The 22,300-nt window shown below is 63.6% G+C and carries 22 protein-coding genes and 3 tRNA genes; 14 read left to right on the top strand and 11 right to left on the bottom strand.

Features of this window, described 5'->3' with window-relative positions; translation table 11 throughout:
* Nucleotides 1-185 precede the first annotated feature (185 nt).
* Nucleotides 186-258 (top strand) — tRNA-Arg (locus P1K31_RS11850).
* A gap of 338 nt (nt 259-596) precedes the next feature.
* On the opposite strand, the gene P1K31_RS11845 is transcribed toward P1K31_RS11850, so the two are convergent.
* On the bottom strand, nt 597-959 hold the full coding sequence (locus tag P1K31_RS11845; RefSeq protein WP_276303530.1) for a DUF7344 domain-containing protein: 363 nt from the start codon (nt 957-959) through the stop codon (nt 597-599).
* 413 nt (nt 960-1,372) lie between these two features.
* On the opposite strand from P1K31_RS11845, the gene P1K31_RS11840 reads away from it, so the two are divergent.
* From P1K31_RS11840 to P1K31_RS11830, 3 genes are all read left to right on the top strand, one after another.
* Complete coding sequence (locus tag P1K31_RS11840; protein ID WP_276303529.1) at nt 1,373-1,687, top strand: HalOD1 output domain-containing protein; 315 nt, start codon at nt 1,373-1,375, stop codon at nt 1,685-1,687.
* 135 nt (nt 1,688-1,822) lie between these two features.
* Nucleotides 1,823-3,820, top strand: coding sequence for a hypothetical protein (locus P1K31_RS11835; protein ID WP_276303528.1), 1,998 nt, complete (start codon nt 1,823-1,825; stop codon nt 3,818-3,820).
* A 56-nt stretch (nt 3,821-3,876) separates the two neighbouring features.
* Nucleotides 3,877-4,497, top strand: coding sequence for a DUF309 domain-containing protein (locus P1K31_RS11830; RefSeq protein WP_276303527.1), 621 nt, complete (start codon nt 3,877-3,879; stop codon nt 4,495-4,497).
* 33 nt (nt 4,498-4,530) lie between these two features.
* Here P1K31_RS11830 and azf read toward each other — a convergent pair whose 3' ends face one another.
* Both azf and P1K31_RS11820 read right to left on the bottom strand, forming a co-directional pair.
* Entirely contained in the window at nt 4,531-5,271 is a 741-nt protein-coding gene (gene azf, locus P1K31_RS11825) for an NAD-dependent glucose-6-phosphate dehydrogenase Azf (RefSeq protein WP_276303526.1), read from the bottom strand.
* Between the two features lie 77 nt (nt 5,272-5,348).
* The gene (locus P1K31_RS11820) at nt 5,349-5,972 is read right to left on the bottom strand and encodes a translation initiation factor IF-2 subunit beta (protein WP_276303525.1); all 624 of its coding nucleotides are present in this window, start codon (nt 5,970-5,972) and stop codon (nt 5,349-5,351) included.
* Nucleotides 5,973-6,095: 123 nt separating this feature from the next.
* Between P1K31_RS11820 and P1K31_RS11815 the strand changes: the two genes are divergently transcribed.
* From P1K31_RS11815 to P1K31_RS11805, 3 genes are all read left to right on the top strand, one after another.
* On the top strand, nt 6,096-6,434 hold the full coding sequence (locus P1K31_RS11815; RefSeq protein WP_276303524.1) for a dihydroneopterin aldolase family protein: 339 nt from the start codon (nt 6,096-6,098) through the stop codon (nt 6,432-6,434).
* A gap of 73 nt (nt 6,435-6,507) precedes the next feature.
* A complete protein-coding gene (locus P1K31_RS11810; protein WP_276303523.1) occupies nt 6,508-7,527 on the top strand; it encodes a DUF7544 domain-containing protein in 1,020 nt (339 codons plus the stop codon).
* A 64-nt stretch (nt 7,528-7,591) separates the two neighbouring features.
* Entirely contained in the window at nt 7,592-8,050 is a 459-nt protein-coding gene (locus P1K31_RS11805; RefSeq protein WP_276303522.1) for a DUF5790 family protein, read from the top strand.
* Between the two features lie 2 nt (nt 8,051-8,052).
* On the opposite strand, the gene P1K31_RS11800 is transcribed toward P1K31_RS11805, so the two are convergent.
* Both P1K31_RS11800 and P1K31_RS11795 read right to left on the bottom strand, forming a co-directional pair.
* Nucleotides 8,053-8,229: a hypothetical protein gene (locus P1K31_RS11800; protein WP_276303521.1), complete on the bottom strand. Its 177-nt coding sequence runs from the start codon at nt 8,227-8,229 to the stop codon at nt 8,053-8,055.
* A gap of 47 nt (nt 8,230-8,276) precedes the next feature.
* Entirely contained in the window at nt 8,277-9,002 is a 726-nt protein-coding gene (locus tag P1K31_RS11795) for a creatininase family protein (RefSeq protein ID WP_276303520.1), read from the bottom strand.
* A 153-nt stretch (nt 9,003-9,155) separates the two neighbouring features.
* Here P1K31_RS11795 and P1K31_RS11790 point away from each other — a divergent pair, with 153 nt between their 5' ends.
* Entirely contained in the window at nt 9,156-9,470 is a 315-nt protein-coding gene (locus P1K31_RS11790; protein WP_276303519.1) for a DUF5789 family protein, read from the top strand.
* Nucleotides 9,471-9,672: 202 nt separating this feature from the next.
* Here P1K31_RS11790 and P1K31_RS11785 read toward each other — a convergent pair whose 3' ends face one another.
* Nucleotides 9,673-11,607, bottom strand: coding sequence for an ABC transporter ATP-binding protein (locus tag P1K31_RS11785; RefSeq protein WP_276303518.1), 1,935 nt, complete (start codon nt 11,605-11,607; stop codon nt 9,673-9,675).
* 32 nt (nt 11,608-11,639) lie between these two features.
* Nucleotides 11,640-12,200 (bottom strand): DUF192 domain-containing protein, encoded by a 561-nt coding sequence (locus tag P1K31_RS11780; protein ID WP_276303517.1) that lies wholly within the window; start codon nt 12,198-12,200, stop codon nt 11,640-11,642.
* A gap of 88 nt (nt 12,201-12,288) precedes the next feature.
* Between P1K31_RS11780 and P1K31_RS11775 the strand changes: the two genes are divergently transcribed.
* Nucleotides 12,289-12,362, top strand: a tRNA-Val gene (locus P1K31_RS11775).
* Nucleotides 12,363-12,794: 432 nt separating this feature from the next.
* The gene (locus P1K31_RS11770; RefSeq protein WP_276303516.1) at nt 12,795-14,117 is read left to right on the top strand and encodes a serpin family protein; all 1,323 of its coding nucleotides are present in this window, start codon (nt 12,795-12,797) and stop codon (nt 14,115-14,117) included.
* A gap of 17 nt (nt 14,118-14,134) precedes the next feature.
* Here P1K31_RS11770 and P1K31_RS11765 read toward each other — a convergent pair whose 3' ends face one another.
* On the bottom strand, nt 14,135-14,329 hold the full coding sequence (locus P1K31_RS11765) for a hypothetical protein (protein ID WP_276303515.1): 195 nt from the start codon (nt 14,327-14,329) through the stop codon (nt 14,135-14,137).
* 171 nt (nt 14,330-14,500) lie between these two features.
* On the opposite strand from P1K31_RS11765, the gene P1K31_RS11760 reads away from it, so the two are divergent.
* Nucleotides 14,501-14,574 (top strand) — tRNA-Phe (locus P1K31_RS11760).
* Nucleotides 14,575-14,661: 87 nt separating this feature from the next.
* Complete coding sequence (locus P1K31_RS11755) at nt 14,662-16,293, top strand: DUF7845 domain-containing protein (protein ID WP_276303514.1); 1,632 nt, start codon at nt 14,662-14,664, stop codon at nt 16,291-16,293.
* A 267-nt stretch (nt 16,294-16,560) separates the two neighbouring features.
* Here P1K31_RS11755 and P1K31_RS11750 read toward each other — a convergent pair whose 3' ends face one another.
* Nucleotides 16,561-17,835, bottom strand: a complete 1,275-nt coding sequence (locus P1K31_RS11750) for an HNH endonuclease (RefSeq protein WP_276303513.1) — start codon at nt 17,833-17,835, stop codon at nt 16,561-16,563.
* Between the two features lie 647 nt (nt 17,836-18,482).
* Here P1K31_RS11750 and P1K31_RS11745 point away from each other — a divergent pair.
* On the top strand, nt 18,483-19,142 hold the full coding sequence (locus P1K31_RS11745; protein WP_276303512.1) for a recombinase family protein: 660 nt from the start codon (nt 18,483-18,485) through the stop codon (nt 19,140-19,142).
* A 160-nt stretch (nt 19,143-19,302) separates the two neighbouring features.
* On the opposite strand, the gene P1K31_RS11740 is transcribed toward P1K31_RS11745, so the two are convergent.
* Entirely contained in the window at nt 19,303-20,238 is a 936-nt protein-coding gene (locus P1K31_RS11740) for a hypothetical protein (protein ID WP_276303511.1), read from the bottom strand.
* Between the two features lie 230 nt (nt 20,239-20,468).
* On the opposite strand from P1K31_RS11740, the gene P1K31_RS11735 reads away from it, so the two are divergent.
* Entirely contained in the window at nt 20,469-21,137 is a 669-nt protein-coding gene (locus tag P1K31_RS11735; RefSeq protein ID WP_276303510.1) for a hypothetical protein, read from the top strand.
* Between the two features lie 13 nt (nt 21,138-21,150).
* On the opposite strand, the gene P1K31_RS11730 is transcribed toward P1K31_RS11735, so the two are convergent.
* Entirely contained in the window at nt 21,151-21,711 is a 561-nt protein-coding gene (locus P1K31_RS11730; protein ID WP_379794214.1) for a DUF8102 family protein, read from the bottom strand.
* Nucleotides 21,712-22,300 lie beyond the last annotated feature (589 nt).

The raw sequence follows: 22,300 nt of genomic DNA, 5'->3' as shown, positions 1-22,300 counted from the left end.
CACGCTGCGCGCGCCTCGCGGCGTGCTTGCGGGTTCTCGCTCGCCGAGCGGTCGGCCCCGTTCAGTCCCACCACCCGTGGGTGCTCGTCCGGCGGCCGCTCACGGAAACACTGCCCGTGTCGACGGTCGGCACGGCGGGGGCGAACCGTAACCCACTTATCCCGAAGCGGGAAAGGAGTAGATGAGTCCTGGTAGGGTAGTGGACTATCCTCTTGGCTTGCGGAGCCAGGGACCGGAGTTCAAATCTCCGTCAGGACGCTCACTTCGCGAACCGCAGAGCGGTTCGATCGTTCGCGCCCTGACGTGCCTCACGCTCGTTTCACTCGCGTGAGACTCCGTCAGGACGTTTCTCTGCAGCGCAACACCGGCGAGCGTAGCGAGGCGGTCGCGCTGCAGGAACGGACGTGACGGAGATTTGAGCAGACGAGTCGCAGCCCGCGCAGCCGAGCACGGCGAGGCGAGCAGGACCGTCTCGGCGAGTTCGGATCACACTCGACGGTAGACGGCTCTGCAACTCCCCGCACCCGCTACATCGTCCGGACGCGAACGAAACACGCGGTGCAAACCAGTCGTGGTCGGGGAGGCCCGCGGATCGCTCAGAGGAACTCGCCGGGGAGCGCGTGAGCGTTCGCGACGAGCAAGCGAACGGCCGGTTCGATCTCCTCGAACTCCGGCCCCCGCGAGACGGTCCCCGTCTCGCGGTCCCACTCGATGACGCCGGCGTCCACCAATTTCGGCAGGTGGTTGTGGTGCAACTGGAAGGTGAGCGGGTGTGCGGACCCCTCGTCGAGCGACGGCGTCTCTCGAGGCAGGGAATCCGACGACGGAACGGGTTGGGCCTGCCCTCGCACGAGTAATCCATCGGGCACCTGAACCGAGTCGACGTCGCACAGGGCGACGAGGAGACGGCGGCGGACGTCGGCGGTCAGCAACTCGAACAGGGTCGAGACGTCAGACATACGCAAGACATACGCAGATGAGAATATCAATCTTCCCGATTGAATTAGTAGTGTGCGTTTAGATATATTTACGACAGGTGTGGTAATCAACGGACGTCGTCCGATCATCGACGCCGTGTAGGCAACCGACGACCGCGAAACCCGCCACCGGTCGAACGTGTCCCACCCTGGAACGTGTCGCCGGCGAATCGGACGCGTACCCCTTCGAGTGCGTCGGCGCGACCTGAAACGCCGTCGGGCCGCCTCTCCGCTGGCGCAGCACCGCCGACGGCGATCTCGCCGGTCGTACGTTATATCCGATGGACGCGGTGTGCCAACGACCGACACTGTTTATCACGGGTCGTAGCCTAGTCGGTAGGGTAGCGACGGGGACGTGCGCGGCGCGGAGCGTCGCCGGACGCTCTCAGCCGAATATGCCGTCCACCGACGACCCCCCGGATCCTCTCCCGGCCGTGTATACGGCGTCGTACGATCCCGGCGAGACGCCCCCCAGCGTCGCCCTCGTGTTGGCCGTCGCGGAGGTCGAGGGCGTCGACCCGCTCGAACTGAACGACTCGCTGTACGCGTCCGTCGATCCCGAGTGCCTCGACGGTCTCCTGCGCCCGCGATTCGACGGGACGCTCCGCCTCGACGGGCACGTGTCGTTCCGGTGTTGCGGATACCACGTAACCGTCGCCGGTGACGGGAGCATCACCGTGTCGTCCGCCGGGTGCGGGTGCCCGGAGTAGCGCGACGCGCACGCCGAGCGACGCGGCCGTCGACGGCCGTGTCCCGGACTAGCACGCCGGCGGACAGGTTCATACGGACGGAGTAAGTACCACACCCGTAACGAATGCGACCGACGGAACGCGCGGGGGACGACGATGGCTGACGGCGAGGACGGCGGCGTCTCGCGCCGACGGATGCTCATCGGCGCGGGCGGCGTCCTCGGCGCGAGCGTCGCGAGCGGGTACGCCGCCTACCGCTGGGCGGACGACCGGCCGTCGATGGACGGCTGGGCGGACGTGCCGTACCCCGACGCGGGGCCCGCCGAGTCGCGGACCGACTTCCTGTGGGCCGAGAGCCCGCTCTGGTCCGACGAGCGCCTGCGGCGGAACATGTACGCGTTCGCGCGTCAGCACGACCTGGCGGTGGTGCTGGCCGCCGCCGCCGCGCAGCTCGACGGCGGGAAGCGGGTCGCCCCCGCGCTCCGACAGGCCCGCGAGACGGGCCTCGAGGCGTGGGTGAACGTGGGCGTCCTCAAGCGCATCGACGCCGAGACGTTCGCGACGAACCCCAGGGAGCGCCAGCGCCACCTCGACGGGCTGCGGGCGGTCGCGGAGCGCTACCGCGAGTTCGCGCCCGGCGGGAAGCTCGTGATCTGGCAGGAGGCGCCCGTCGGCGGGGAGTGGATCCCCGGCGGGGCGTGGAACAGCCGCTCGGTCGACAACCTCTCGAAGTACGGCCCGGACATCTTCACCGCCCAGCGGCGGGCGATCAAGGGCGTGAGCGAGGACCTGGACGTGGGGATCTTCCTGCACTTCCCCTACGTCATCGAGTCGCGCCAGCCGGAGGTGTTCGCGGGGCTGATGGACGACCTCCGCTCCCGCGACGCGATGCCGGACTTCGTGTTCACCGACTTCTACCGGGGCTGGTACGAGAAGGACGCCGGACCCGAGGTGGCGAACGACGCCGTCCGCAGCCTGATCGCTAACTCCCGACGGTACTCCGGCGACCGACCGGTCTACTACCTCGGCGAGAGCCACACCATCGACCCGCAGTACACGCCGAGCAAGCAGGCGATGCGGCTCGACCTCAGGGCGTCCGTCGGCGCGGGGGCCGACGGCGTCGGCTGGTACGCCCGGACGCAGTACACCCCGACGAAACTGGGGTTCGATCCGTTCGTCCCCAACCGCGCCGACCCCGGGTCGCTCGACGACGGGCTCCCGGCCGACACGATCACCGTCGCGCGGGACCGCTACTTCTACGCCTGGGCGGCGACGTTCGCCCGCGACCCGGCGTACGCCCCCGACCGCCGGTTCGACCTCTGGCTCGACGGGCGGGACGCGGGGTTCATGGAGTACGGCCTCTGGCTCGACGGCGGCGACGGCTGGGAGTTCGTCGGCGACTTCGGCGGCTACCACCCGCAAGCGCAGCCGCACGTGGACCCCGACGGCCGCCACGCGAGTGTCTTCCGGGCGCTCGACGCCGAACGGTTCCTCGACGGCGGCCCGCTCCGGGTCCGGATCGAACCGCGCGGCGACGGTGGTGCCCGCCTCGACCGCGTGGTCGCCGTCCCGTTCGACCTCGGGGCGTACTGCACCGAGCGGGAGGCGACGCGATTGCTGGCGGAGGCGGACCTGGAACCGTACAGCCGCGTCTTCGACCGGGAGACGCGGCGGCTTGACGGCGAGACGGAGTTCGAGCTCGCCGTCCGCTCCGACGCGCCCGAGCCGCTCGACGAACTCGTCGCCCCGGCGGTCAGCGGGGTGCGCCGGGCGGTGGCGCGCGCAGAGCGCGGGGACTCGTTCGACGCCGGGGCGTACGTCGATCTCTGGCTCCGGGGACGGGGGCTCGGCGACCTCGACGCCGAGACGGCCGCCGACCGACTGCTCGACGGCCTCCCACCGGCGGGCGTCGCGTCGACCGACCGCGCGGCGCTCCTGTTCGGCGTCGAGCGCGACCGGTTCTTCGCCGACGGGCGCGCGAAGGCGATGCGGGCCCTCCTCGACCGCGGCGACGGGGAACCGGGGATCGAGGTCGCCTACGCCCTGCCCTACTTCGGCAGCGGCAACCTGCCCGCGCCGTCGCACGCCGCCCGGCTGATGGACCGCCAGCACGGCGAGGTGGCGAACTTCAGCGTCGTCTGGCAGGAGCGCTGACGGGACGACGGGCCGCGACGGGAAGACACATCGGGCTGGACGCGAAACGAAGGGGCATGGACGGCGTCGAGTGCCACCTCCGCGCGGGGGTCGCGATCTACAACGCGGGCGAGTACCACGCCGCCCACGACGCGTGGGAGGAGCCGTGGCTCGAACTCGATGCCGGCCCGGAGCGGGACTTCCTGCAGGGGCTCATCCAGTTCACCGCCGCCGTCCACCACGCCGTCGAGGGGAACGCTGCCGGAGCGACGGGCCTCGCGGCGAGCGCCCGCGGGTACCTCGACGGCCTCGGCGCGGCGTTCCAGGGCGTCGCGCTCGACCCCGTCCGCGCCTACCTGCGCGACCTCGAGGTCGACCCGACGCTCGTTGAGCGCAACCCTCCGCTTCGACTGGAGATCGAGGGGCGCACGCTCGGACCCGCCGACCTCGACTTCGAGGAGTCGGTCGTCGCGGCGCGGATCCTCGCCGAGGAGCACGGCTTCGACCCCGAACTGATCGACCGGGCCGCCCGCTACGGCCGCGCGGACCTCGACGCGGGCCGGGCGACGAGCCCCTTCGTGTCGCTGGTGATGGACTTCGCGCGGGGGCGCAACCGCGGACTGGTCTACCGACGGCTCTCGGAGCACGCGGCGAAGCGGGACCACGAGGAGCGGGACGTGAACGGGCTGTTCGGGTGACGACTGCCAATCGGCGACAGACGACTAGACCGCTCAGTCGTGTTCGGCGGAGTTGTCCTGCGGGTCGTAGCCCAGCACCTCGCGGGCGCGCTCGATGGAGTAGTACTTGCGGTCGTTGTCCGAGATGCCGTAGACGATCTCGTAGCCGTAGTCGGCGGTGAGACAGCAGTCGAAGAGGTGCGCGCAGTCGCGGTAGGAGAGCCACATCGCCTGCCCGCGCTCGTAGTCGATCGGCGGGTGGCCCTTTGTCAGGTTACCGATGCGGACGCAGACCACCGAGAGGTCGTACACGTCGTGGAAGTACCGCCCGAGGGTCTCGCCGGCGGCCTTGCTTACGCCGTAGACGTTCTTCGGGCGGGGGAGTTCAGTTCCGTCGAGCACGAACTCGGATTCGGTCCGGTAGATGTGCGGATCGCGGCCGAACTCGTACGCGCCGACGGCGTGGTTCGAGGAGGCGAAGACGAACTTCTCGACGCCCGCGTCGGCCGCCGCCTGCATGACGGTGTGGGTCCCGTCGATGTTGTTCGCGAGGACGCTGTCCCACGGGGCCTCGGGGCGGGGGTCCCCGGCGAGGTGGACGACCGCGCCGACGCCCGCCATCGCCTCGCGGACGGCGTCCCCGTCGGTGATGTCCGCGACGACGTACTCGTGGTCGGGTTCCTCCGTGGGCGGGTTGTGATCGAGCAGTCGCCACGCGTATCGCTCGCCGATGCCACCGAGGATGGCGCGGCCGACGCGACCGGCGGCCCCCGTGAGTAAGACCGGGTCGTCCATTCAGGAGGAGAGAGGGGTAACCCGATCAAGAATCACGCGGTTTCGCGCGGCGATGACGGAGCACGGAGCGGGCGGCGTCAGTTCTGCTTCGATTCGAGCCGGGCGAACGCGAGCGATCCGCTCACGTTCTCGATGTACGCCTCGACGACGTCGCCGCGCTGCGCGCCGGGAACGAAGATGGTGTACTCGCCGCGCTCGGCGACGCCGTCGCCCTTGCGACCGGTCGAGGTGATCTCGAGCGTGTAGGTCTGGCCCTCCTCGACGGCGTCCCGCTGCTGGGCCTGCTGCTGGGGGCTGCGCTGCTTGGAGACGGGACGGAACGCGCCGCAGGCGTCGCAGCGGAGCATCGGCGTCCGATCCTCGGTGACGAGGCGGGTGTCGGGGAGACCGCACTCGCCACAGAGGACGTACGTCTCGACGTACTTCTCGACGCTCTCGTCGAAGTCGCGCCCGGAGAACGTCCCGTTGTACCGGCCGACGCCGTCCTCGAGCTTGCCGTTGGTCCCGAGGTCGCGCTGGACGAAGCGGTGGAGGTGGTCGGGATCGCGCGAGACGGTGTCCGCGATCTCGGAGAGATTGGTCAGCCGGGTGAACGCCCCGTCCTTCTGTGCGTGCGCGTCCGGAACGCTCAGCCGTTCGCCGCTGGTGTCGATGTCGGGGACGTTGTCCATGGCTCGATCGAGACTCGATTCGTAATCCATGGGTGAAAGGAGGTGACTCGCGCCTAAACCGGTTACGAGATGTGTCTCGCCATACCACCCGTCGAGACGGCCCCTCCGGGTCGAACCCGGCGGGCTTTAGTTCGACCCTCGGGGAGAGGGCGTATGGACCCCACGGAACGGGAGGTCGCCTGCTTCGAGGCGGGGATCAAGTTCGGCGCGCTCTACCACCAGTTCGCGGGAACGCCCGTCAGCCCCGAGAGCGCGGCGAGCCTCGAACGGGCCATGGAGGAGGCCATCGAGAACCAGCCGCACTGCGCGTCGGTCGACGTGGACGTCCTCGCCGAGAGGCTCGACACGAGCCACGGCTACGCCGAGTTGACCGGCGAGTACATGGAGGTGCGCATGCGCATCGAGTACGCCGACACCGTCGTCCACACGGAGATGCGCATGGAGGAGGGCTATCCGATGATGCGGGTCGTGGACGTGGTGGAGCGACCCTGATCTCGCGACGACCGGCCTCGAACGATCCCGACCGCACGAGACCGTTTTATCGTCGCACTGCCTACAGGAGAGGATGACGCTGTACGCACTGGACGACCTCGACGACGCGCTCGACGCGACGCGGTCGTTCCTCCTCCCGTTCGACGCGCGCCGGTGGCTCAAGCTCGCGCTCGTGGTCTTCTTCGTCGGCGGCCTCGGCGCGAACGTCCCGGCCGGCGGAAACGTGAACGTCGGCGACGCGTCGTCGATCGACGTCGGGGCGCTCCCGGCGCTCCCCGCGGACGTGGTGACGCTCGCCGTCGCCCTCGCGGCCGCGGTGCTCGTCGTCGCGCTCCTGTTCGCGCTCGTCGGCTCGGCGATGGAGTTCGTCCTCCTCGAGGCGCTCCGGAGCGACGAGGTCGCCGTCCGACGCGACGGGCGGCGACACCTGGGAAAGGCGCTCGGACTGTTCGGCTTCCGCCTCCTGCTCGCGCTGGTCGGCCTCGCGCTCGCCGCGCTCGCGCTCGCGCCCGTCTGGCTCGCGCTGACCGGCGGCGGAGCGTTCGACCCGCGCGCGCTGGTCGCCGGACTCGCCCTGCTGCTTCCCGTCGCGGCGTTCGTCGGCGTCGTCCTCGGCGTCGTCAACGGCTTCACGACCGTGTTCGTCGTCCCGATCATGCTCCTCGAGGATCGGGGCGTGCTGGCCGCGTGGCGGCGCTTCTGGCCGACGCTCGTCGGCGCGTGGCGGCAGTACGTCGTCTACGCCGTCGCGGCGTTCGTGCTCAACGTCGTGGGCGCGACCGCCGTCGGTATCGTCGCCGGTCTCGGCGCACTCGTCCTGTTCGTCCCGTTCGGCATCCTCGGGTGGACGCTGTTCGGGGGCGCGCTCGCCGCCGGGACGCTCTCGACGGCCGGGTGGGTCGCCCTGGCCGCCCTCCTCGTCGCGTTCGCGCTCGTCGCCGCGGCGGTCTTCGCGGTGGTGCAGGTGCCCGTCCAGACGTATCTGCGCTACTACGCGCTGTTCGTCCTCGGCGACACCGACGCCGAGCTGGACCTCATCCCCGACCGTCGCAAGACGGTGCGAAGCGGCGAGGACGCGATCCCGAGCGCCTGAGGCGCTCGTTTTCACTTTCAGTTTCGGGCGGGTGTTTATAAACCGTGCCGACGAACCCCGGGGCATGAGTCAACAGACCCTCAGCGACGACGAGCTCTTCGGCGAGGCGGCCTCCGAGATGCGCGCCGACGTCGAGGAGAGTCTCGCCGCCGCTCGCGCCGAGCTTCCGACGGCAGACGCCGTCTGGAACGTCGAGTCGGAGAACACCCTCGGCGTGCTCAACAGCCTCCGCAGCGCCCTCGACGCGGGCGAGGCCGAGGAACACCTCCGCAACGCCAAGAAGTGGTACACGATGGGCGAGCGGGCGGACGCCTTCGAGGACGCGGAGGACCTCCGTGAGGCGATCGAGCAGCTCGACGACCTGATCGCGGAGATCGACGACGCCCACGGACAGGTCGGCGAACTCGCGAGCACCATTCCGCAACTCCGCGGCGCGCTCCAGGAGGCCGAGGCCGACGGCGGAACCGACGACGCGGGAGAAGCCGAGGCCGAAGACGACGAGAGCGAGGAGGACGAGGAGTAACGCTATCGATCCAACCGACGGCCGAGACCGCCGACACCGACTGGCTCGCCGTCCGCGACGACGTAGAACGCCGCCGTGCCGTCCCGAACGCCATCCGTCGGGAGTCCGTTCGCCGAGAGCAGCGACTCGACGTAGTCGAGGTCGGCGCTCGTCGCGCGGCGGCGGGTCACGTCGGGCATGGTGTCGCGTGCGCGCCGGACCGAGATGGGTCTAATGAGCCCACCCGTTACCCGTTACGCTCCGCGCGTTCGTCGACGGCGGTCGCGACGGCGGCGAGGCGCTCCGCTGCCGCCGCGAGCAGCGCCTCGCCGTCCGCCGCGCTCCCCGCGCCCGGATCGCCGACGACGCCGTTCCCCGAGAACTCGTCGGAGTCGTAGGCGAGGTTGACGCCGGCCACCCACTCCCCCCAGCGGTCGGCGGCCCCCTCGCGCGCCGCCTCGACGCGGTCCTCGCGGACGAGGTCGGGTGCGACGTGGCGCAGGAGCGCCGTCTCCCGCGCGCCGCCGTGGCCCATCGGGAGGTCGGGGGAGCCTCCAGCGAACCACGTGAACGGGACGGCACGGGCGGTGCCGTCGCGGGTGACGCGCGCGCAGACCTCCTCGAGCGCGTCGACGTTCCCCCCGTGGCCGTTGACGACGACGACGCGGTCGAGATCGTGGTACGCGAGGCTCTCGATCACCTCACGGACGTACCGTCTGAAGGTGTCGGGCGTCACCCAGAGGGTGCCGTCGAACGAGCGGTGCTCCTCCGCGATCCCGACGGGGATCGTCGGCGCGACGACGGCGTCGCCGTCGAGGACGGCCGCGCCCGCCTCCGCGACGGCCTCGGCGGTCGTCGCGTCGGTCCCGAGCGGCGCGTGCGGTCCGTGCTGTTCCGTGCTGCCGGTCGGCAGGAACGCGAGACGCGCGTCCGCCTCGGCAACGTCGGTCCACGTCTGCTCTGCGAGTCGCATGGCTCACGGTACACTGTCGGCCGTACCGCCGTGAAGATAGCGGGCGCTCGGGGTACCGCCTCCGTTCGATGGTGGAGGACCGACCGCACGCTCGGCCGGGGGCGAAGTAGGCACAAGCCGTTTCCCGTCGGCCCGCGTTGGTCGGAACGAACCATGAGCGAGACCGACGACGACCGGACGCTTGGCGTCGACTTCGGCGACCTCGACGAGCGCCTCGAATCCCACGACTATCCGGCGGACACCTCGGATATCCGCGAGGAGTACGGAGACGCCGAGATCGGCCTCGAGGACGGTTCCACGACGCTCGGGGAGGCGCTCGAGGGGTACGAGGAGGAGTTCCAGTCCGCCGACGACGTGCGACAGGCGGTGCTCAACATGGTCGGCGGGGGGGCCGTCGGTCGGGAGCACTACTCCGACCGGGGCGACCAGGCCGAGTCGGCCCAGGACCACGAGGAGGAGTCCCTCTGAACGGACCGGCGGAGCGACGAACCGAGTGGCGAACAGGCGACACGAACCGGCGGGATTCTCGCGGGCGGTCGTGTCGCACAACCGCGGGACGCCCGCGAGCGATCGTCAGCGCACGGTGACGCTGGCCGCGTTTCCGTACATAAACGTTCGGCGAGAGGTGAGGGGCGAGAGGTGAGGGAAGTGCTCCGTCGAAGGGCGGTCGTCAGTCGTCGGCCTCTCCGGGGTCCGACTCCGTGCGCGCCTGCCGCCTGGCGGCGCGCTCGATGAACTCCTGGGGGAGTTCGTCGATCTCGCCGGCCTGGACCCCCCAGAGGTGGGCGTAGAGGCCATCTGCGGCGAGGAGGTCCTCGTGAGTGCCGCGCTCGACGACCCGGCCGTCCTCCAGCACCACGATCCCCTCGGCGTCCCTGATCGTCGAGAGGCGGTGGGCGATGGCGAACGTGGTGCGGTCCGCCGTGAGGCGGTCGAGCGAGCGCTGGATGAGCATCTCCGTCTCGGTGTCCACGTCGCTCGTCGCCTCGTCGAGGATCAGGATCTCGGGGTCCTTGAGGATCGCGCGGGCGATGGAGATGCGCTGGCGCTGGCCGCCCGAGAGCTTCACCCCGCGCTCGCCGACCATCGTGTCGTAGCCGTCGGGGAGGTTCCGGACGAAGTCGTGGGCCTCGGCGGCCCTCGCCGCCGCCACCACCGCCTCGTCGTCCGCCTCGAACGTCCCGTACGCGATGTTCTCGCGCACCGTCCCGTAGAAGAGGAACGTGTCCTGACTCACGTACCCGATGTGCCGGCGGAGGCTCCGCAGCGAGACGTCGCGGAGGTCCTGCCCGTCGATCCGGATCGCCCCCTCGTCCACGTCGTACATGCGCAGCAGGAGCTTCAGGACGGTTGACTTCCCCGCGCCCGTCGGCCCGACGAGCGCGAGCGTCTCGCCGCCCTCGACGGTGAACGAGACGTCGTCGACGATGGTCTCGCCCTCGTCGTAGCCGAACGTGACGCCGTCGTACTCGACGCGCCCGTCGTCGACCGCGAGGTCGGTGGCGTCGGGAGTCTCCCGGATGCGGGAGGGCTCGTCCATCAGCCCGAAGATGCGGGCGGCGGAGGCGTAGGCGCGCTGGTACATGTTGATGATCTGTCCGAACTGCGCCATCGGCCAGATGAACCGCTGGGTGTAGAGGATGAAGATCACGAAGTCGCCGGCCGTGAGCGCGCCCGTCAGCGGACCGGGGCCGCCGGGCGTGATGACCCAGAGCCCGCCGACGAGGAACGTGACGACGAAGCCGACGCCCGCGAGCACGCGCAGGCTCGGGAAGAACTTGATGCGCGTCTCGATGGCGTCCCAGTTGGCGTCGAAGTAGTCCTGTGAGACGTCCTCGACGCGGTCGGACTCGTAGCCCTCCGTGTTCGAGGTCTTGATGACCTGGATCCCGCCGAGGTTGTTCTCCAGCCGGGAGTTGACCCTGCCGACCGACGAGCGGACCTCGGCGTACTTCGGCTGGATCGTCCGGATGAACTGGTAGGTGAACAGCGCGATGAGGGGAACTGGCAGGAGGGCGATGAGCGCGAGCTGCCAGTTCTTTGCGAAGAGGATGACCGCGATGCCGAGCACCATCACGCCGAGGCGGAGCCCGGAGTTCATCCCGTCGTTGAGAAACCGCTCCAGGCGGTTCACGTCGTTCGAGAGCACGGACATCATCTCGCCGGTCTGCTTGTCGGCGAAGAAGTCCATGTTCAGCCGCTGCATCTGGTCGTAGGTGTCCGTCCGCACCTCGTGCTGGATGTGCTGGGCGAAGGAGTTCCACCCCCAGTTTCGCGTCCAGTGGAACGCGGCCCCGCCGAAGAAGGCGACGGCGATGATGGCGACCGAGAGCCACAGCTGGCCCGTCGGCGTCGTCGGCAACCACTCCCGCGGGACGACCCAGAGCGTGTACGGCCTGGTGTCGAAGAAGATCGCGTCGACCGCCAGTCCGAGCACCAGCGGGGGGAGCAGATCGAGGACCCGGGCGACGACGCTCGACAGCAAGCCGACGACGAAGGCGGGCCTGTTGTCGGCCCCGTATTCAAGAAAGAGTCGCTTCATCGGGTTCTCCGCCCGCTCCCGCTGCTCCTCGAACGGGTCGTCATCCTCGGCGGCAACTCCCATCGTCCCGCGTACGGGGGAGCCGGTGAAAAGTGTTAGCAGGCAGTGGTATTCCCTGACACGGCGCTCCGGTTCGACGCGTCGAGGCCCGCCCTCTCCGCGCTGACGCGGTCGCCGACCTCGACGCCGTGTCGCGTCGTCCACTCGTAGTTCACCTCGAGTACGTACTGGCCGCGGCCGGAGTAGCGGAACTCCTCGCCGTCGGCCCCCTCGGGCGGTTTCGGCGCGTGGTGGATCTCCGTGATCGTGCCGTTCGCGGAGACGAACACGATGTCGATACCGAAGTCCATCCCCCGCATGACGTAGGTGAGGTTCTGGGGCTCCTCGTGGACGAACAGCATCCCCTCGTCCTCGGGGAGCGACGACGTGTTGCTCAACCCGGTGTAGCGCTTCTGGAAGGTGTCCGCGACGCGCGCCTCGACGCTGCCGAGTTCGGTGCCGTTCTCGTCGCTGATCGTCACGGTCGTGCGGTTGTAGTCGTCCTCCGCGGGCGGGGAGACGGGCAGCGGAAGGACGCCCGCCCCGACGAGCGCGACGCCCACGAGCGAGAGGACGAGCAGCAGGCCGACGACCGTAGCGACGCGCGCTCTGCGCATGCCTGCCCATCACCTCGTGTGTGGGTAAGCGTTCCGGGGGCGGGGGCTTCGCAAGCGTTATTCTGCACGCGCCGGTGTTCTCGGGTACGGGTCCGTGGTCTAGTTGGTCATGACGCGGCCTTTACAAGGCTGAGGTCGATGGTTCGAATCCGTCCGGACCCACTATCTCTCGCGGCGAACGAACGTGAGCCGCGTGTATCGTGGACTGCGACGGATTCGAATCAGGGAGCGAACGAGGCGAAGCCGAGTGAGCGACCGTGGTTCGAATCCGTCCGGACCCACTATCTCTCGCGGCGAACGAACGTGAGCCGCGTGTATCGTGGACTGCGACGGATTCGAATCAGGGAGCGAACGAGGCGAAGCCGAGTGAGCGACCGTGGTTCGAATCCGTCCGGACCCACTCTCCTGCTGCGAGCGACAGCGAGCAGCGGAGAGTACACGCCGGCGGATTCGAAGCAGGGAGCGGCGCGAGCGTGAGCGAGCAGAGTGACTGCGGTTCGAATCCGTCCGGACCCCCTCTCCCGGCGAACTCTGACGTTCAGCCGTCGTTTGATCCTAGAGAGGGGTCTTATCTCCCGTCGTCGAGGGACGACTATGCCGACTCGCCGTACCCTCCTCGTCCGCTCGGGGGCGCTCGCCGTCGCCGGCCTCGCTGGCTGTCTGGACGGCGGCGCGCCGCCCGCCGCAGGGGCACCGACCGCCCCCGACGTGACCGCGGACGTACCCCGCGCGCCGGGGGACGCCCCTCGGAGCGACGTCGACGTGCTCGTCGCCGGGAACGCCGAGTTCGCGTGCGACCTGCTCGCCGAACTGCGCGGCGAGGAGCCGGACTCCAACCAGTTCGCCTCGCCGCACAGCGTCTCCGTCGCGCTGGCGATGACCTGGGCGGGGGCGCGCGGCCAGACGGAGCGGCAGATGGCCGACGCCCTGCGCTTCGAACTCGATCAGGAGGCGCTCCACCCGGCGTTCAACGCCCTCGGTCGGTCGATCGTGCCGGACGGGGAGACCGACGACGGCGAGACGCCGTTCCGCCTGGAGACCGCGAACGCGCTGTGGGGGCTGGCCGACTACCCCTACCGCGAGCCGTTCCTCGAAACCCTCGCGGCGCACTACGGCGCGGGGATGCACACGGTCGACTTCGTGCGGGATCCGGAGGGCGCGCGAACGCGCATCAACGAGTGGGTGAGCGCGAGAACCGAGGGAAAGATCCCCGAGCTGTTCCCGGAGGACTCGTTCGACGAGCTCACCCGGCTCGTGCTGACGAACGCCGTCTACTTCCGCGCGACGTGGGCGAAGACGTTCGATCCCGACGCGACGGGGGACGCGCCCTTCACTGCACTCGACGGATCGAGTTCGAACGTGCCGACCATGCGCCAGAGCGACCGGTTCCCGTACGCCGAGGCGGACGGCGTGCAGGTCGTCGAACTCCCCTACGTCGGCGGGGAGGTCGGGATGGCGGTGATCCTCCCGCCGACCGGCGAGTTCGAGGGGTTCGAGGCGTCGCTCGACGGGGCGCGGCTGCGCTCGCTGTTCGACTCGCTCGAAGAGACGGATGGGACGGTCGCGCTCCCGCGGTTCACCTACCGGTCGTCGTTCAGCCTCCCCGAGACGCTGCGGGCGCTCGGGATGCCGGTCGCGTTCGACCGGCGGCGGGCGGACTTCGGGGGGATGGTGGACCTCGAAGCCGCGGGCGAAAACGTCTACGTCGACGACGTGGTCCACGAGGCGTTCGTCGCGGTGGACGAGGAGGGGACCGAGGCCGCGGCGGCGACGGGCGTCGAGATGGGGGCCACGAGCGCACCGGCGGACCCCTTCGAGATGATCGTCGATCGGCCGTTCTACTTCGCGATCCGGCACCGCAGAACGGGCGCGGTGCTGTTCCTCGGGCGCGTCGTGGACGCCGCGACGGCGCAGTAGGGCGGGGGCGAGCCCCGTCAGTCGCCCGACCGCGCGAAGCGGCGACGGACGATCGCGACCAGCAGCGCGCCTCCGGCCGCCGCGAGCGCCGCGCTCCGGACGCCCGAGCGGTCGAAGCCGATCACGAGCGTCGTGACGACCGACGTGCAGACGGCCGCGAGGAGGACGAGCGTCGTCCGGAGGCTCTCGGGGAGTGACGACTCGGGGGACATACCCGAGACGGGGAGGCGCGGGGAGTTAGCCGTTGGGGTTTATACCGTCGACCGTACCGGCGCGGCGGTCGTGGACCCCGGGGGCCGCCTCGTCGAACGGTGGACGGCCGGGAGCGTATCACACCCGCGTTTCGAAACGCTTTTTCGGGTCGTCGGCCTCGGTGAGGGTGAGCCGCCTTAGCTCAGACTGGGAGAGCACTCGACTGAAGATCGAGCTGTCCCCGGTTCAAATCCGGGAGGCGGCATACCTGCCTTAGTTTAGTTCCGAACCGGAGCGGGAGCGCTGGGACGGTCAGCCCGAACTCTAGGGGAGCTGCGCGGAGGTGGTCTGCGTGGCACCGCTAATTGAACCGGCGCCGCACGAGTTCGCGGCGAATTTCCTGTTCGACGAGCGCGGGCTCAGACCGTACTTTGCGACGGATGCCGTCGTGAAGGAGTATGGCGGCTCTAAACGGGCCACATTCGACCGCAACGGTGAGTCGTGGACGGTCAAACTCTACTATCAAGACAGTAACCTCGTTCACCCTGGAGCGGAGACACACTCCGGCACGCTGTTCCATCTCGAGACGATTCGGGAGTTCCGCGTGCACGTCGAGTCGCTCGAGGACGATGCGGGACAGCGCAAGTTCAACGCACACCTCACCCCTCGCTGGCAGTGCCAGAAGGCAGAGAAAGCGACAGGGGAGGTCGTCTCAATCAATACTCCAGAAGGATTCGAGGAGGGCGTAAACGTGCGTGTTCAGGGGTCGAATATCCGGTTCACCGAGTACGCGAGTCTTCTTCAGCAGGCGTTCTTGGCAGTCGGCATCAATCGGACGTACTTCCGATCGCCGCATGAGTACAGCAACGTTCAGGACGCCGCACGATACGTTCGGTTAGAGAAATCCGAGAGCGGGCCAATTCACGCTCGGGATGGTCCCTTGGTTCAGTTGGGGCATCTTCTTGAGAGCGACCGTCAAGGCTACCGCAAACTCGTTCAGCAGGACGATGATCAACAGGGCAACAATCTACCGGGGTACTACCACACAGTCACTCTCGGGCCAGAGCGAATTCGCGAAGCATGGCCGGGTCATGAGGTTCCGAAGGAGTTCAAGCACTACTACGCACGACATGCCGCGACGCTTCCAGAGAGCGACCCACTGGCGCATCCGAAACTCGAGGTAGCATACCAGGTTTCCCGGTGGGACAGTAAGATAGGAGTGTCGCAGCAGGAACTCTCGGAGTTGGAACAAGAGCTTGATGAAGCGCTGCTTTCTGTGCTGAACGACGCTGAGATTTCGCTGCTATCCAGTGCAGGAGGGCCGTATCGCTCGGATTCGTACTTTAAGGCGGAAGTAAGCGAGCGCGACTGTGACATAATCGGTTTAGATCTCACTGCGATAAAGAGCCGCCAGGAGAGCGTCGTCGTCCGTTACTTAGCAGGAACGAACGGTCTCTCTCCTGTCGAATGGGATGCTCTTGAAACACTGGTGGCAGACGGTGGCTGCGTCTCGCCAAAAGACATTGCTGCGACGACCGGTAATCATGTAGAGAGTGTCCGGCGCGCATTACGACGAATCGACGATCTCGTACAGCGCAAGTATGGCGAAGTCGCGCTCCGATCGAGCTACATTGCGGAGCTCGTGTACGAGGCAGTCGAGGAAGCCCGTGAGAGCACTCGGAGGGCCGTAGAATTGGGAGCGCGAGCGTTGGACTCCGCAGAACGAGGAATCGATGAGCGAACGAGTGCGTGGCTCGCATGGGCGTCACGCTACTGCGAAGACGTTCGCGATACGCGAAGCGCTCGAATGGAAATTCGGCTTGGAGCAGTTAAGAACTCGCGAGAGATCTATCGGACCCTCAATCAGGGCTATCGGCTCTGGTGTGATGCGAAGCAAGATGAAACTCGGTTCAGGAGCGCACAGGTCGTGTTCGAAGTGAACGGCCGAATCAATCGGTCAGACACCTGGCGATACCTCGAATAGAGATCGCCTAGTGAGTGGCAACACTACCTTCTCATCAGTGTAGGAGCAATTCTTTCCGCTAATTGGCCCAAATTAGCTGAGAAATCTGGCATCGGTATCAGCTATCGAGAGATGTAGTCCATCCAGAGCTCTGAGAACACCACACACCCCGTTGTATTCGCTATTAGAGGTGTGCCTAAGGGCACGAAATAAAAATACTCCTCATACCCCCTCAGCACGAGGCCCGGGGGGCACTTGAGTAGAGAGATCCGGTCGGTGGCTGGCAGTCTATTCGTCCGGCTCGATCTCTGTTCGGAGTTTTTCGATCAACTCGGCGTTGTATTCGCTCCCATCGTCAGCGTGGTGGATGCGCGAATGACACGTTGGACAGATGGCTACGACCGCGTCGGGACTGTCAGCTCCATCGTCGCTGACCTGGAAGACATGGTGGACTTCAAGATACGGATTCCCGGACGGGGTCACGAACGGTGCATTTTCTTCACACCCCTCGCAGATACCGTCTGCACGGGCGAGTGCGTAGTCTTTGACCGCTCGTGAGCGCCTTCGACGGTTAGTAGTCGTGGTCGTCCTCGTAGCCGTCTCCTGGCTGGCGTCTTCGGCACGTTCGCGGAGTTCGTCGAGCGTGAGTTGAGTCTCGTTCTCGATCTCATCAGCGATCCTGTCGGCTGTGTTCTCACTCGGACCAATCGACGATTCATAATGCATATCGATTGTTGTCTGGCCCGTTGCTCCGCCTTCCGCGGCAGAACGAGCCATCGCCTGCTCGATGTATCGCTCCATACTCCCGTACCTACTGTACAAGTCACCCACACGGTGGTTGGCGACGCGGCGGAATCCAAGGGGGAATTCGTCGTCGTACCCGAGGTCGTCGTGGAGCAGCGGACTCCTGATGTTCACCTCGACTGGGTCTGTGAGGTAGAACACATGGGGCCATGAGTCGGCGGCGTCCTGCTTCAGCGTCCCCTCGTAGGGGGTCCAGAGCGCCCGGTCGAGTTCTTTGTTCGTCTCTGTCTCTTTAACGACCGCGATGTGTGAGTACGTGCGGTCACCGACGTAGAATGCGAGGACATCACCTCGCCGAACCTTCTTCCCGACGCTTGTCCCGGTTCCCCAGACACTGAGCGTACCGTTGAACTGATTGGGGATCAAGTCTCGATGCTCGTCGACATTGACGCCGTTCAGGAGGGTCTTGTCGAAGTGCTTGAGTGCCTGCTCGTTCGCAGTCGGACAGAGGAATAACTGGCGACGACCGTCTGCCGTGACATCGAATCCGCTCAGCGAGGTCTCTTCGGCGTCGGTACTCTGCCGCTCAACTGAATCGTCGAGCAAATCGAGCGTCCTTTGGACCTTCTGACGACGCTGGGAGATGCGGCGCACGTACTCGTTGACGGTGCTGCGAGAGATGCCGAGTTCCTCGGCGATCTCCGCTCGAGAGAATCCGTACTCTTCGAGCGCGAAAACGCGTGTCTCTTGCTCGCTGAGGACGGTATTTTCGGCCAGTTCGTCGATTCGCTGCTGAACAGTAGGATCTTCGACTGACATGGGCTACTTCTGTGTAGCCAAGGGCGTTATTTAAACCTACTACATATTTGTAGCCAATTGCGACAGGAGATATCTGGCTTACGGTCAAGTGAGTTGACAGAATTGTAGAACTGCAAAACCCCCTCACCACGGAGTCACTCGCCGGGGTAGTTGCTCCTCCCGAATATGCATACAACCGACTCAAACCGCGTGTACCAGAAGCATCTCGTATTCGCGAGTAGCGCGATTCAGATTCGTTTAGGTCGTAGGATCAGTTAAACTGCGAGTACTCAGAGTTAGATAGAGAAATTAGGAACCAAGAAGACGGTGAATTCAAATCAGGCCTTCTAAATTAGGGTGGAATTATACGTTCCCCAAAATAACACTTATATTTATATTTTATATGGGGATTGTTTCGAGTTCAATATTATCTTGGGTGAATCTTGCGGTGCCACCTGTCTTATATCGCTGTTTCTCCGGTATCCACTAATTACTCTGAGACTCGTTTGACTCCATAGTGATAAGATAAGTAATAACGGCGTGAATTTTGGGTAGACGGATATAATATGATTAAACGAGATATTCACGAAGATGGTACTGGGATACTACTGTAGTACCTGCCCACCCTGGGCGTAAGAGCTAGGTTTTATTAGCACGTTACTGTGGGCATGAGCGTTGCCTGCTATGTTCGGGTCTCAACCGCGAAACAAAACCTTGACCGACAATTGAACGCAACCACAGAGTACGTCCAAGAGCGACTCGGAACTGGTCTCGGCAATATCGAGTTCTATCGCGATAAAGCGACTGGAACATCGACAGTAGCCCGGTCAAGTTACCAACGTCTTATGGACGATATCGCTACTGGCGATGTAAATATCGTCGTTGCACATGAGGTGTCGCGTATTGCTCGTTCTATCTCTGATCTAGAGCGAACCGCCGATCGAATGCGTGAAGCTGGTGTAGAACTCCATATCGTCGCTGAGGGACTCGTTATCCGTCCTAGGGAGGAAGATCCCTATCAACGAGCATTATTTCAACTTCTCGGTGTATTCGCCGAGTTGGAGGCGAACATTAAGCGACAGAACATCCGTGAGGGAATTGCTGCTCGGCAAGAGTCCGATCAATACCATCACGGCCCCGCACCGCTTGGATTTGTAAAGCGAGACGGCAAGCTCGTTGAAGGAGCGAACTATCACCAAGTTATCGAGGTACTTGACCAGGTAGCCCGAGGAGACCTTAGCAAGCGGCAAGCGGCTTTAGAGCTAAATTCGTCGCGTCGTACGATTCGGCGTGCAATCGAAGAACGAGCGGAACTCTATGGGGTCTGATATTCCGAATTGAAAGGTAAATGAGGGGTGTATACACTCAAATCTCTGGATAGAGGCTCGGTTGAAACCCTCGTAGCGTGATAGGAATGGCATGTTGTATACAGGGCGCAAATTCATCATGTTCCTTTATGAGAAAAGTATTAGATATCAACTCTTCCCATTACCATTTACTATGCCCTTCTGTGCCATCTATCTCAGTCTTGTAGCGTTTGGCCGCTTCGTAAGCAGCACCAACGGATTCCGCATCGGCCACGTCTTTGGTTCCACCCTTGGCTGCCTCGCGGATCAATCTGAGACGGACCCCTAGTGCCATCACGAGGCCCAGTTTAGCTTTCCACAGACCCTTCCGTTCGGTGCGGTATAGCCTGAGCTTGATGAATGCTTCTTCGTAACTCGAAATAATTGCCAACGGAAAAACAAGTATCAGTACCCAAATTCCCAGTAATATGGGCCAAACCGCTTGGAGCGCAAAAAGTTCCCAGTCCACCGTTTGTCGCGTTGAGTACAGGATTCGGATGGTGTGAGCCAAGGTGACGATTCCAAGAATCGCAAAAAACCAAATCCTTCCCCGATGCCATGCCTCTCGCTGTTCAGGATCATCAACGATAATTGGGGCAACTAAAAAAATGAATATGAGTGGCTGTATGATCAACTCGCTCCAAAACGAAAAACTAGCAAAATTTACAATATACTCAAAAATCACTATTATACTAACTATCTTGAGGAGTTCTTGTCGAAAATATCCGAGATTCTTGGCCTCCGGAAACCCAACAAGCAATGCGAGGCCCGCCGTTACGCTCCACACCACTGTGTCCTTAGTCAGGATAGCCCGCCAGAGTCCGACCCAAGCCGAAATCAGTACAAATGACATAATCCATAGAACATAAACAATCCATATTACGGTTAATTTGGGAGAAAAAGTCATTCTAAGAACTTGATATAGACTAGACCGTATTTTCTGCTTCAACACCGCCAATACAATGATCAATACGACCATTGCAACAAGCCAAGCTATGCCTGCCAACTCTCGATTGGTAAACTCGAAACCATAAGTCGAGAGCCATGATGACATGCACGTGAGGGCGCGTTGAACCATCTCCTTGCGACTACCTCATAGAACTCACCTAGCGAGAACGCTAAAACTCTTAACCCTAATATTAACACGAATGATTGAACGATGTATGCTTTGTATTCAGTACACCCACCCCAAAGTGTCACTGGCTAATATTTTTATTAGAGTCCTTTAACCCAAAACCAATGGATTGCGTTAACTCGGTTAACGTTACTGCAAGTTAATCACTTATTCAGTCAGGGCTAAATCGAGATATGGATCGGATATGTCCGTACTGTGGTCAGGAGTGTCGTGCGCTCAAAAATCATGTTCGGCTTACTTCCGATGACGACCACGGCCCCAGTGGACAGTACCCCGAGGATTTCAACAGTAGTATCGACTCCAAGTCTTTTGACAGTAAACGCCTAAACAAAAATAACGACGACGCAGAGAATACTGTTACCGACGACACCTCCGAGACGGTAAATTGGTCTCCGAGGAATTCTGATGACCTTGAAATAAAAATCGAACGTGAAGAAGACGAATTTAGACATATCGACAGCAGAGTTGAGTCAGAAAAGCCCACTGTTGAGGAGAAGGGGTCGAGCTGGACCGGAGTTGACGAGAAAATCAGCCCAGAAAATTGCCCCGAATGTGGTGAGACGCTATCGCCTGTTCGTGAACGGTCGGAGTTCTTCACGCAGGAGGGCAAGCAAATAATGCTTGAGGACTCGGATGACTTGTGTCTCTCTTGCGGACTCATTGTTGAAGACAATGGCAATGTTATACACATTAATCGATATGGAGGCCACATGGGCAGCATGGGTGGGATGATACTCCTTGGTTTCATCGGTCTCGTTACTTTGGTGCTGAGCGCAGTAACGGAGGATAACTCTGAGGAGACTCACCAGGGGATCGAGATAGAAGAACCTCCCATACTCTAGTTACTACGTTCAATCATTCCTCTCTGTTATCCTCGGCTAGTTTACGGAAATCACTTTCATCAAATATATCACTCTCTACTAGAACACGGAATTCAGCGTCAGTGAGGTCATCGCCTCGCTTCCATCGCTCTTTCAGTTGACGAGGGTGGTATATCCTATCGTACTCGTACTGAATATCCACGTCAACGCCTACAACGAACTTCGCTGGTAAGGCATCTTCCTCACCCGATACCAAATCAGATCGGGGCTCAAAGGTGGCGATCTCAAGCGCTTCCTCTAACAAAGACTTGAAAGGGAGTCCCGCTTCGTCACAAGCGTGTTTCGATAACGCTACTCCGTTAACAAGCCCCCAATAGAGGTCGTCCCCGGCTTGTATGTCACCAAACACCTTTCGACGCTCCTCGGGTGGGAGAAATCGAATATATGGGAGATCGAGGAGCCCTCGTCTGATTCGGTCTCTTGCCCCCTTCTTGCGCTCATAGCGTGCTTGCCGAGACTCTGGAAGGACATGATGTCCTAAGTATCGACGGTCCTTCTCGGTGAGTATGCCGGATTCACGTTCAATACCTGCCATTGTCAATGCCTGTATCGTTACATACTGGTCGGAGAATATTTACATGTTTGGTACTAACGGTGAAGCGTAGGTAATAGAAAGTATGTCGACCGCAACTGAAACGCGCATTCCGGTTTCCAAGGAAACACGCGATCTCGTGAAGTCCTATAAACGAGGGGGAGAGACCTACGATGCCCTCATCCGGCAGATGGTGGCTCAGTACGATCCGTCGGAGCCGAAGATCTAATAAAGAGGGTCGATAGATGGGCCTCAAAAGCATAAGAAACGCCCCACAGGGCCAAGGTCTTGGTCGGCCGGCCCCGTGGAAGCAAGGACGCACTGTGGAAGGTGCTATCCGTGGGATAGGAGAGGACCTCCGAACAGAAAATCGTTTCGGGCGTCGTCAAGGACCTATCGTTTACATCTTCCTTAGCCGTCTGAGTTGGACTCAACCCAACAGCAACAACGACGTTGCACAACGAACACGACAATAAGGAACCAACGAGCACTGAGGCGTGGTTTACCAGCCCCACCTCGGGGACACTAAACACGGACGTGTGCGAGATGAACGGATGTCGAACCATCGAGCATCTTGCTCAATTCCGTCACA

The organism is Halomarina halobia, assembly GCF_029338575.1.
Classification (GTDB): Archaea; Halobacteriota; Halobacteria; order Halobacteriales; family Haloarculaceae; genus Halomarina; species Halomarina halobia.
The sequence above is the reverse complement of the archived record's forward strand: the minus strand, read 5'-3'. Positions and strand labels throughout refer to the sequence as shown.

Excerpts from the sequence above, each read along its gene's own strand:
- P1K31_RS11790 (WP_276303519.1), top strand. The coding sequence starts at position 9,156 with ATGAGCGAGACCGACGACGACCGGACGCTTGGCGTCGACTTCGGCGAC.
- P1K31_RS11785 (WP_276303518.1), bottom strand. The coding sequence starts at position 11,607 with ATGGGAGTTGCCGCCGAGGATGACGACCCGTTCGAGGAGCAGCGGGAG.
- P1K31_RS11830 (WP_276303527.1), top strand. The coding sequence starts at position 3,877 with ATGGACGGCGTCGAGTGCCACCTCCGCGCGGGGGTCGCGATCTACAAC.
- P1K31_RS11745 (WP_276303512.1), top strand. The coding sequence starts at position 18,483 with ATGAGCGTTGCCTGCTATGTTCGGGTCTCAACCGCGAAACAAAACCTT.
- P1K31_RS11840 (WP_276303529.1), top strand. The coding sequence starts at position 1,373 with ATGCCGTCCACCGACGACCCCCCGGATCCTCTCCCGGCCGTGTATACG.
- P1K31_RS11795 (WP_276303520.1), bottom strand. The coding sequence starts at position 9,002 with ATGCGACTCGCAGAGCAGACGTGGACCGACGTTGCCGAGGCGGACGCG.
- P1K31_RS11805 (WP_276303522.1), top strand. The coding sequence starts at position 7,592 with ATGAGTCAACAGACCCTCAGCGACGACGAGCTCTTCGGCGAGGCGGCC.
- P1K31_RS11740 (WP_276303511.1), bottom strand. The coding sequence starts at position 20,238 with ATGGTTCAACGCGCCCTCACGTGCATGTCATCATGGCTCTCGACTTAT.
- P1K31_RS11730 (WP_379794214.1), bottom strand. The coding sequence starts at position 21,711 with ATGGCAGGTATTGAACGTGAATCCGGCATACTCACCGAGAAGGACCGT.
- azf (WP_276303526.1), bottom strand. The coding sequence starts at position 5,271 with ATGGACGACCCGGTCTTACTCACGGGGGCCGCCGGTCGCGTCGGCCGC.
- P1K31_RS11765 (WP_276303515.1), bottom strand. The coding sequence starts at position 14,329 with ATGTCCCCCGAGTCGTCACTCCCCGAGAGCCTCCGGACGACGCTCGTC.
- P1K31_RS11810 (WP_276303523.1), top strand. The coding sequence starts at position 6,508 with ATGACGCTGTACGCACTGGACGACCTCGACGACGCGCTCGACGCGACG.
- P1K31_RS11735 (WP_276303510.1), top strand. The coding sequence starts at position 20,469 with ATGGATCGGATATGTCCGTACTGTGGTCAGGAGTGTCGTGCGCTCAAA.
- P1K31_RS11835 (WP_276303528.1), top strand. The coding sequence starts at position 1,823 with ATGGCTGACGGCGAGGACGGCGGCGTCTCGCGCCGACGGATGCTCATC.
- P1K31_RS11770 (WP_276303516.1), top strand. The coding sequence starts at position 12,795 with ATGCCGACTCGCCGTACCCTCCTCGTCCGCTCGGGGGCGCTCGCCGTC.
- P1K31_RS11820 (WP_276303525.1), bottom strand. The coding sequence starts at position 5,972 with ATGGATTACGAATCGAGTCTCGATCGAGCCATGGACAACGTCCCCGAC.
- P1K31_RS11750 (WP_276303513.1), bottom strand. The coding sequence starts at position 17,835 with ATGTCAGTCGAAGATCCTACTGTTCAGCAGCGAATCGACGAACTGGCC.
- P1K31_RS11815 (WP_276303524.1), top strand. The coding sequence starts at position 6,096 with ATGGACCCCACGGAACGGGAGGTCGCCTGCTTCGAGGCGGGGATCAAG.
- P1K31_RS11845 (WP_276303530.1), bottom strand. The coding sequence starts at position 959 with ATGTCTGACGTCTCGACCCTGTTCGAGTTGCTGACCGCCGACGTCCGC.
- P1K31_RS11780 (WP_276303517.1), bottom strand. The coding sequence starts at position 12,200 with ATGCGCAGAGCGCGCGTCGCTACGGTCGTCGGCCTGCTGCTCGTCCTC.
- P1K31_RS11800 (WP_276303521.1), bottom strand. The coding sequence starts at position 8,229 with ATGCCCGACGTGACCCGCCGCCGCGCGACGAGCGCCGACCTCGACTAC.